The 9,062-nt window shown below is 66.8% G+C and carries 9 protein-coding genes; all 9 read left to right on the forward strand.

From position 1 onward, the window contains the following. Positions 1-51: 51 nt before the first annotated feature. The 9 genes from F1735_RS23140 to ureC all read left to right on the forward strand — a co-directional run bounded on the left by F1735_RS23140 (position 52) and on the right by ureC (position 8,940). Entirely contained in the window at positions 52-1,686 is a 1,635-nt protein-coding gene (locus F1735_RS23140) for a SulP family inorganic anion transporter (protein WP_167239115.1), read from the forward strand. Continuing rightward, positions 1,683-2,354, forward strand: coding sequence for a phytanoyl-CoA dioxygenase family protein (locus tag F1735_RS23145; protein WP_167239116.1), 672 nt, complete (start codon positions 1,683-1,685; stop codon positions 2,352-2,354). Before F1735_RS23140 ends, F1735_RS23145 begins: the two co-directional genes overlap by 4 nt. A 72-nt stretch (positions 2,355-2,426) precedes the next feature. Then, complete coding sequence (locus F1735_RS23150) at positions 2,427-3,128, forward strand: 2OG-Fe(II) oxygenase (protein ID WP_167239117.1); 702 nt, start codon at positions 2,427-2,429, stop codon at positions 3,126-3,128. Between the two features lie 28 nt (positions 3,129-3,156). Continuing rightward, positions 3,157-3,744 carry a DinB family protein gene (locus F1735_RS23155; protein ID WP_167239118.1) on the forward strand — a complete coding sequence of 196 codons (588 nt, stop codon included), beginning with the start codon at positions 3,157-3,159 and terminating at the stop codon, positions 3,742-3,744. Between the two features lie 100 nt (positions 3,745-3,844). After that, positions 3,845-5,617 (forward strand): DUF1302 domain-containing protein, encoded by a 1,773-nt coding sequence (locus tag F1735_RS23160; protein WP_167239119.1) that lies wholly within the window; start codon positions 3,845-3,847, stop codon positions 5,615-5,617. Positions 5,618-5,740: 123 nt separating this feature from the next. Then, a complete protein-coding gene (locus F1735_RS23165) occupies positions 5,741-6,580 on the forward strand; it encodes an urease accessory protein UreD (protein ID WP_167239120.1) in 840 nt (279 codons plus the stop codon). Between the two features lie 18 nt (positions 6,581-6,598). Then, positions 6,599-6,901: an urease subunit gamma gene (locus F1735_RS23170; protein WP_167239121.1), complete on the forward strand. Its 303-nt coding sequence runs from the start codon at positions 6,599-6,601 to the stop codon at positions 6,899-6,901. 13 nt (positions 6,902-6,914) lie between these two features. After that, positions 6,915-7,238: an urease subunit beta gene (locus F1735_RS23175; protein WP_167239126.1), complete on the forward strand. Its 324-nt coding sequence runs from the start codon at positions 6,915-6,917 to the stop codon at positions 7,236-7,238. 1 nt (position 7,239) lies between these two features. Beyond that, on the forward strand, positions 7,240-8,940 hold the full coding sequence (gene ureC, locus F1735_RS23180; protein ID WP_167239122.1) for an urease subunit alpha: 1,701 nt from the start codon (positions 7,240-7,242) through the stop codon (positions 8,938-8,940). Positions 8,941-9,062: the final 122 nt, after the last annotated feature.

Here is a 9,062-nt window from a genome sequence, read left to right on the forward strand (position 1 = left end):
CTACTGTATAATCCGCCATCACCGGCAAAAGGATAAACAGATCAAGTGGGCATGCTGCAGTGGGCAAGAAACTACCGGCGCGCGTCGCTGCCCGGTGATATCAGCGCCGGCGTCGTCGTCGCCCTCATGATGATCCCCCAGGGGATGGCCTACGCCCTGGTGGCCGGCTTGCCGCCGGTGGCCGGCATCTACGCCAGCATCCTTCCCCCCATTCTGTACGCGATCTTCGGATCGAGCATGACCCAGTCGGTCGGGCCGATGGCGATCATCTCGCTCATGACGGCCGCCGCCCTGGCGCCGCTGGCCGCTCCCGGTTCCGGCCTGTACATCGTGCTGGCCGCCCAACTGGCCCTCGCTTCCGGCGCCGTGCTGCTGCTGTGCGGCCTGCTGCGGCTCGGCTATGTGGCCAATTTCTTTTCGCGTCCCGTGATGAGCGGCTTCACCATCGGCGCGGCAATCGTCATCGCCATCGGCCAGGTGAAGGTGCTGGCCGGGGGCGCGCTGCCGCAGGTGCATATGCCCAGCGCACTGCTTGGCGGCGGTGCCATCGTCGTGCTGCTGCTGGCCAAACGCTACCTGGCGCCGCTGCTGTGCCGCGCCGGCCTGGCTGCCAACGTGGCCGACATCGGCGCACGCCTCGCGCCCATGCTGGTGGTGCTGGGCGCCATGCTGCTATCGAGCCTGATCGACTTGCCGGCGCTGGGCGTGCAGAGCACCGGCGAGGTCCCTTCCGGCTTGCCCGGCCTGAACCTGGCCACCTCCGGCGCCCACTGGCGCGCGCTGGCGCAGCCGGCGCTGCTGATCGGCTTCATGATTTTCTTGCTGGGGATGTCGGCCGCGCAAACGCTCGCGCTCAAGCGCCAGGAAAAACTGCAAAGCAATATGGAGCTGGTCGGCCTGGGCGTGGCCAATATCGGCAGCGCGCTCACGGGCGGCTTGCCGGTCACCGGCAGCCTGTCGCGCTCGGGCGTGAACTTCGCGGCCGGCGCCAACACGCCGCTGGCGAGCATCATCACCGGCGTGCTGCTGGCACTGGCGCTGGTCGCGCCGACCGGTTGGCTGGCGCTGCTGCCGCTGCCCGCGCTGGCGGCCACCATCATCGTGGCGGTGCTGGGCATGCTGGAACTTGACACCCTGCGCACCGCCTGGCGCTACGACCGCAGCGACGCGCTGGCCCTGCTGGCGACCGCCGGCGGCGTGATTGCGCTGGGCATCGACTACGGCGTCATTCTCGGCGTGCTGCTCTCGCTCGGCACCCTGATCCTGCGCGCCAGCCGTCCGCATATCGCGGTGCTGGGGCGGATCGCCGGCACCGAGCATTTCAGGAATATCGAACGCTATCCCGCAGGCACCGTGCCCGATGTGCTGATGCTGCGCATCGACGCCAATCTCTTTTTCGGCAATGTGGAAGCGGTCAACGCGCGCATCGAAGATGAACTGCGGCTGCATCCGGCCGCCCGCCACCTGGTATTGGTCATGACGGCGGTCAGCTCGATCGATACGTCGGCCCTGTTCGGGCTGGGCGAACTCAATCTGGCGCTGCGCCAGCGCGGCATCGGCCTGCACCTGGCCGAGGTCAAGGGGCCGGTGATGGACCGGCTGAAAGCGAGCGAGCTGCCGGGCGTCCTCAATGGGCGGATTTTTTTGAGCGCGGCGATGGCGTCGGACGCGCTGGCCGTCAAATGAAGGCGCGCTTCGGTCAACTGGGCTACGCGCTCGTGCCCGAGGTGCTGCCGGCAGCCGACTGCGCGCGCCTTGCGGGGCAGGTGCGGCCGGCCGTGGCGGCATCGGGCGGCACGCGCTGCCTGCTGGCGCAGCCGTGGTGCGCCGACCTGGCCCGGCGCCTGCGCGCCCATCCCGCGCTGGCATCCTTGCTTGATCCGGACGCGGTCGCGGTGCAGTGTACCTACTTTGAGAAATCGGCGGACCGCAACTGGCTGGTGCCGTTGCACCAGGACCTGAGCATTCCGGTGGCGGCGCGCGTCGATGCGCCTGCGTTGCGCGGCTGGTCGGTCAAGGAAGGCACGCTGTTCGTGCAGGCGCCGCCGGCGCTGCTCGCAACGTTGCTGGCGGTGCGCATGCACCTCGACCCTTGCGGCCTTGACGACGGGCCGCTGCTGGTGGTGCCGGGATCGCACCGCGCCGGCGTGCTTGCGCCGCCTGATGCCGCCGCTGCGCGCGCCGCCACGCCGCCGGTGGCGTGCCTTGCCGGCATCGGCGGCGCGCTGGTGATGCGCCCGCTGCTGCTGCATGCGTCGTCCAAGGCGCTCGGGCAAGGCCGGCGCCGCGTGCTGCACTTTGTGTTCGGACCGCGCGTTCTTGCGCACGGGCTTGCATGGAACGTCGCGCTGTAAGCCGGCTAGTGACCCCGCAGCGCGCCTTGTGTACTATGCCGGTATTATAAAAACCAGATCCGGGGACCGACGATGGACGACTTCATCGAGATTTACGACAATGCGCTGACCGGCGAGCAGTGCGCCGCCGTCATGGCGCGCTTCGACGCCAGCGACAAGGTCGTGCGCGGCAAGACCGGCAACGGCGTCGACACCAGCAAGAAAGACAGCTACGACCTGACCATCTCGGCCCATGAGGAATGGCAGGACGTGGCGGCCATCATGATGCAAGCGGTGCGCAAGCACCTGTGCGCCTACCTGGACAAATACCGCATGATGCTCATCGGCGCATTGTCGCCGCAGGTGATTCACCCAGTTAGCGGCGAGCCGGTGGTGCTGTCGCCGGAAAATTTCGACGAGTGCGGCACCGCCCACATCGATGAGCTGATGCGCATGATGTACCGCGCCGGCCAGATCAACGTGCAAAAGTACCTGCAGGCCAGCGGCGGCTATCATCACTGGCATTCCGAAATCTATCCGCAGAACGCCAGCTGCGAGAGCCTGCACCGCGCGCTGCTGTTCCAGTTCTACCTGAACGACGTGGACGACGGCGGCGAGACGGAGTTCTACTACCAGCGGCGCAAAATCGCGGCGCGCCAGGGCCGCTTGATCATCGCGCCGGCCGGCTTCACCCATTCGCACAAAGGCCATGTGGCGCGCAGCGGCGACAAATACATCGCCACGTCGTGGATCCTGTTCCAGCGCGCCGAGGCGTTGTATGGCCCACCCGCCTGAGCGGCTTCCACTTTCACCGACTGACACCATGAACCAATTTCTTCGCTACCTGACCGCCCAGGCCTACAACAACGCCTGGGCCAATCACCGCCTGTTGCGCGCATGCTCCCGGTTGTCGCAGGAAGAATTCGAACTCGCCACGCGCACCAGTTTTTTCCCGTCGATCAAAGCGACCCTGAATCACAAGCTGACAGTCGACTGGTTCTACATCGACGCCATGGAGCGGGCGGCGCGCGGCGACGAGCCGCATCCCGACTATTGCGCCGCCTTCTTCGAGCCGGAAGAACCGTTCGCCACCTGCGCCGGTTTGTGGGCCGCACAAAAGTCGAGCGACCAGCGCCTGATCGCCTACTGCCGCCAGCTCGACGAGGCTACGCTGGTGCGCGACGTCGGCATCCTGCGCGACCACGGGCTCATGCTCGACACGCCCGCTCGCCTGCTGGCGCACCTGTTCCAGCACCAGGTCCACCACCGTGGCCAGGTCCACGCGATGCTCGCCGGGACCGCCGTCGAAGCGCCGCAGCTCGATGAATTCTACAGCCGTGGCGAGGCCGAAGACCGGGCGCACGATTTCGCGGAACTGGGCTTTGCCGAGCGTGACGTGTGGGGTGTGTAAGTACGCGTGACAAGCGCTCGTAGCGCGTGGTAAATTTGGGTTGTAACCAAAAGTAAAAGCCGGCCACTGACGGCTTACCGTAACTTATCACAGGCCAAACATGCATTGCACCGGGCGCCGGCACGTGTACGTCGCTTTCACGGTCGCCGCTTTGGCGAGCGCGGCGCCGGCATGCGCGCTGGAGACCCAAGTGAGCGGGCGGCTCAGTTTCGGCGCCAGCTTCCGTACCGAGGAACCGGCCCCGCATATGCTCGTTGCATACAATGCGCAAGCGGTCGGACTGTCCGGCCTTGCCAGCGCGGGCCAGAACAGCGATGACGCCAACCTGAATTTCCGGCGCGGCGACGCCGTCACGCGCGCGCTCAAGGGCTATGTGGAGCTGGCCGCTTTTGACGGCGACTTCAGCGCGCTGGTGCGCGTCAAGGCGTGGCACGACTTCGCCCTGAACGACCATGCGCGTGCGTGGGGCAACAGCATCAACGGCTACGCGGCCGGCCAGCCGCTGGGCGACGCCGGCGGCGCGCGGCTGTCGCGTTTTTCGGGGGTGGCGCTGGGCGACGCCGTTGTCCAGCACAGCGCGCGCATCGGCGACGCGCGGCTCCTGACCCGCCTCGGGCAGCAGTCGCTGGCATGGGGTGAGCGTAGCGGCTTTGCGGGCGGGCTGGCTGCGCTCAACGCGGTCGACTTCCCGGCGCGCCGGCGTGCCGACGCCGTGCCGCAGGAAACCCTGGTGCCGGCCCCCATGTTGTTCGCGCGGCTGGAGGGTGGCAGCGGTTTCGGCGTCGAAGGCTTCTACCAGCTCAGCTTTCGGCCATCGGCGCCGGACCTGTGCGGCACTTTCTGGTCCGGTACCGACTACATGGCGCAAGGCTGCAACCTGGCTTTCGCAGGGCCGATGACGGCCAGCGACCGGACGCGCCTGGCGGCGCGCGCCTATGTCGAACGCATGGACAATCCGGCATCGGTCGACGGCGGACAGTACGGAGCGGCGCTGACGTGGAAGTCGCTGCCGCTGGCGATGGACGTGGGCTTGTATTACGCGCGCTACACCGGCAGCACCCCCTTGCCTGGCGTGCGCAAGGCGCAGCGGCCCGGTTTGGGCATGATCGCAGGAGATCCGGATGGCAAGAACATGCGCTACTTCACCGAATACGCGGGCGACATTGCCATGATGGCGCTGACGGTGATGCACCGGCGCGCGCACGGCGGCGTGTTCGGGGAGTTGGCATGGCGCGCCAACCAGCCCATGCAGCTGCCGCCAGGCGATATTTTGCCGGCACTGCTCAATCCCGCTTTTCCATCGCTCCTGCGCAAGGAGGTCGATGCGCTGGCGCCTGGCGCGCTGTATCACACCTATGACCGCTACCGCACTGTCCAGCTTCAGGCGGGCGCGCAGCGGGACTGGCCGCGCGTCGGCGGCGTCGCTCTGAGCACCCTTGGCGAAGTCGTGCTCAAGCATGTCGCCGCGCTGCCCGATCCGTCCGTGCGGCGCTACGGACGGGTCGACCAGTACGGCAATGGCCCGGTCAACGGGACGTGCGTCGTCACGTCCATCGACGCCGCCCGCCAGTGCAGCAGCGATGGGTATGTCACGCCAAGCGCGTATGCGTACCGCATACGCGTGGACGCGCGCTTGGCCCACGCAAGGCCGGGACTGAACCTGCACGCATGGGCGCAATTGCAGCATGACGTGAAGGGATGGTCGCACGATTTCATTCTCAACGAAGGCCGGCGCACCGTGAACATGGGGGTGCGCATGGAATACCTGAAGCGTTATGTCGCCGAAGTGGCCTATGCGCCGGTGTGGGGCGGCGTCTACAACACGCAGGTGGACCGCGACGTGCTGGCGCTGTCGATGGGTGTCAAGTTTTAAGTAAGCGCGCACGCACCAACGTGGTGCGTGCGCGCCGTGGCGGTGCGCCTGATCACCCGTTGTGGGCGCGCCGCACCATGAACGTGCCGCGTGCGCTGGCACGCATCCTGCTCCTGCAAAGATATGCGAGATTGCCAGCCGACCGAACCGACCCACACTGCATGGCAAGCGAGCCTGCGGCTGCGCTTCGCCGACGATGGCGGCACCACGCGGCTGATGGAGCGCGTCCACAGCGGGCCGCTGCGGGTGCAAAAGCCGCTGTATCCGGAAGGCGCGCGCATCTGCCACGCGATCATCGTCCATCCGCCCGGTGGCGTGGTGGGCGGCGACCGGCTGTCGGTGAGCGTGTCCGCCGGCGCGTCCACGCACGCGTTCCTGACCTCGCCCGGCGCCGCCAAGTGGTACCGGGCCAACGGCAAGGTCTCGCGCCAGGATGTGACGATCGACGCCGGCGCCGGCGCGGCCGTCGAATGGATGCCGCAGGAAGCCATTTTCTTCAATGGCGCCCATGTGGCGCTCGAACAACGGGTCGAGTTGGCGCTCGATGCCAGCTACATCGGCTGCGACATCCTGTGCCTGGGCCGGCGCGCCTCGGGCGAGACCTTCGATAGCGGCGTCATCACCCAGCACACGCAGATCCGCCGTGGCGGCAAGCTGCTGTGGTGGGAGCAGGGCGCGCTGCGCGGCGGCGGCGCGGCCATGCACAGCCCTCTGGGACTGAACGGCGCGAGCGTGTGCGCCACCCTGGTCGGCGTGGGCCGGCCGGCCGGCGCCGCGCTGATCGACGCCATGCGCGCGCTCGATCCGTCGCTTGGCGTGACCCAGGTCAAATCGGTGTTTGTCGCACGCTACCTGGGCGAGGACAGCGAAAGCGCGCGCCGCGCCATGTTCGGGGTGTGGCAGATGCTGCGCCCGCACCTGCTCGGGTGCGCCGCGCCGCTGCCGCGCATCTGGAACACCTGAAAAGAGAGACGACAAGCCATGGACCTGACCCCGCGCGAAAAAGACAAACTGCTGATCTTCACCGCCGCCTTGCTGGCCGAACGGCGCATGGCGCGCGGCCTCAAACTCAATTACCCGGAAGCGGCGGCCTTGATCAGCGCGGCCATCATGGAGGGCGCGCGCGATGGCAAGACGGTGGCGCAGCTGATGTCCGAAGGCGCCGCGATATTGACGCGCGCCGACGTCATGGACGGCATCGCCGAGATGATCCCCGATATCCAGGTCGAGGCGACTTTCCCGGACGGCAGCAAGCTCGTGACCGTCCACAACCCCATTCCCTGAGAGCGAGATGAGCATGATACCCGGCCAATACCTGCTTGCCGATGGCGACATTGAACTGAACGCCGGCCGCGCCACCCGTACTGTGGTGGTGGCCAACAGCGGCGACCGGCCGATCCAGGTCGGCTCGCATTTCCACTTTTTCGAGGTCAATAGCGCGTTGCGCTTCGCGCGCAGCGCGGCAATCGGCATGCGGCTCAATATCGCTTCCGGCACTGCGGTGCGCTTCGAGCCGGGCCAGCGGCGCACCGTGGAACTGGTCGCGCTCGGCGGCGACCGGATGGTGTTCGGCTTTAACGGCCTGGTGATGGGCGAACTGCCACCGCACGGAGGCCATTGAGATGCCCTCGATCAGCCGCCGCGCCTACGCCGACATGTTCGGCCCCACCACGGGCGACCGCATCCGCCTTGCCGATACCGACCTGTTCATCGAGATCGAACGCGACTTCGCCATCCATGGCGAGGAAGTCAAGTTCGGCGGCGGTAAAACCATCCGCGACGGCATGGGCCAGTCGCAGCGGCTGCATGCCGACGTGATGGATACCGTCATCACCAACGCCGTCATCGTCGACCACTGGGGCATCGTCAAGGCCGATATCGGCCTCAAGAACGGCCTGATCGCCGCCATCGGCAAGGCCGGCAACCCGGACGTGCAGCCAGGCGTGACGATCGCCATCGGCGGCGCCACCGAAATCATCGCCGGCGAAGGCATGATCGTCACCGCCGGCGGGGTCGATACCCACATCCATTTCATCTGCCCGCAGCAGATCGAAGAAGCGCTCATGAGCGGCATCACCACCATGATCGGCGGCGGAACCGGTCCCGCGACCGGCACCGCGGCCACCACCTGCACGCCGGGACCGTGGCACCTGCATGCGATGCTGGGGGCGGCGGACGCCTTTCCGATGAACCTGGGCTTCATGGGCAAGGGCAACGTCAGCCTGCCGGGGCCTCTGGAGGAACAGGTGCTGGCCGGCGCGATCGGCCTCAAACTGCACGAAGACTGGGGCAGCACCCCGGCCGCCATCGACAACTGCCTGGCGGTGGCCGAGCGCATGGACGTGCAGGTGGCGCTGCATTCCGATACCCTCAACGAAGGCGGCTTTTTGGAAACCACGCTGGCCGCCTTCAAGGACCGCACCATCCACACCTTCCATACCGAAGGGGCGGGTGGCGGCCATGCGCCCGACATCATCGCCGCCGTCGGCCAGGACAACGTGCTGCCCTCGTCGACCAATCCGACCCGGCCCTTTACCGTCAACACGCTCGACGAGCATCTCGACATGCTGATGGTGTGCCATCACCTCGACCCCGCCATTGCCGAAGACGTGGCCTTCGCCGAGTCGCGCATCCGGCGCGAGACCATCGCCGCCGAGGATATCTTGCACGACCTGGGCGCAATCTCGATGATGTCGTCCGACTCGCAAGCGATGGGCCGGGTGGGCGAAGTGATCATGCGCACCTGGCAGAGCGCCCACAAGATGAAGCAGCAGCGCGGCCCGCTCGCCCCCGACACGGCGCGCAACGACAACTTTCGCGTCAAGCGCTACATCGCCAAATACACCATCAACCCGGCCATCACGCACGGCGTCTCGCACGCGGTCGGCTCGCTGGAAGTGGGCAAGATCGCCGATATCGTGCTGTGGAAGCCGGCGTTTTTCGGCGTGAAGCCGTCGATCATTCTCAAGGGCGGCATGATCGCGGCGGCGCAGATGGGCGACCCGAACGCGTCGATCCCGACGCCGCAGCCGGTCCACTACCGCATGATGTTCGGCGCCTTTGGCGGCGGCCTGAAAAAGTCGTTCACGTTCGTCTCGCAAGCGGCCTGCGACGCCGGCATCGGCCGGCAACTGGGCTTGAACAAGACAGTCATTGCCGTACACGGCATGCGTCACCTGCGCAAGCGCGACATGATCCACAACGGCGCCACGCCCCGCATGGAAGTCGATCCCGAAACCTACGAAGTGCGCGCCGACGGCCAGTTGCTGGTCTGCGAAGCCGCAGTCGTGCTGCCGATGGCGCAGCGCTATTTCCTGTTCTGAGAGAGTCCCGTGATGATGACATTGCAGTAAGCGGTAGCTGAGCGGCGTTGTAGATCAGCCGTTAAATCTGTGCAGGTCCGAGCGTAGCGGATTGTCGGCGCAATGCTGTTTCCACAGTCGCG

This window comes from Massilia genomosp. 1 (assembly GCF_011682185.1).
In the GTDB taxonomy this organism is placed as follows: Bacteria; Pseudomonadota; Gammaproteobacteria; order Burkholderiales; family Burkholderiaceae_D; genus Telluria_A; species Telluria_A rubra.

What these genes read in the sequence shown, in the direction of transcription:
- F1735_RS23155 (WP_167239118.1), top strand. Translation starts at nt 3,157, where the DNA reads ATGAACCAATTTCTTCGCTACCTGACCGCCCAGGCCTACAACAACGCC.
- F1735_RS23175 (WP_167239126.1), top strand. Translation starts at nt 6,915, where the DNA reads ATGATACCCGGCCAATACCTGCTTGCCGATGGCGACATTGAACTGAAC.
- F1735_RS23170 (WP_167239121.1), top strand. Translation starts at nt 6,599, where the DNA reads ATGGACCTGACCCCGCGCGAAAAAGACAAACTGCTGATCTTCACCGCC.
- F1735_RS23145 (WP_167239116.1), top strand. Translation starts at nt 1,683, where the DNA reads ATGAAGGCGCGCTTCGGTCAACTGGGCTACGCGCTCGTGCCCGAGGTG.
- F1735_RS23160 (WP_167239119.1), top strand. Translation starts at nt 3,845, where the DNA reads ATGCATTGCACCGGGCGCCGGCACGTGTACGTCGCTTTCACGGTCGCC.
- F1735_RS23140 (WP_167239115.1), top strand. Translation starts at nt 52, where the DNA reads ATGCTGCAGTGGGCAAGAAACTACCGGCGCGCGTCGCTGCCCGGTGAT.
- ureC (WP_167239122.1), top strand. Translation starts at nt 7,240, where the DNA reads ATGCCCTCGATCAGCCGCCGCGCCTACGCCGACATGTTCGGCCCCACC.
- F1735_RS23165 (WP_167239120.1), top strand. Translation starts at nt 5,741, where the DNA reads ATGCGAGATTGCCAGCCGACCGAACCGACCCACACTGCATGGCAAGCG.
- F1735_RS23150 (WP_167239117.1), top strand. Translation starts at nt 2,427, where the DNA reads ATGGACGACTTCATCGAGATTTACGACAATGCGCTGACCGGCGAGCAG.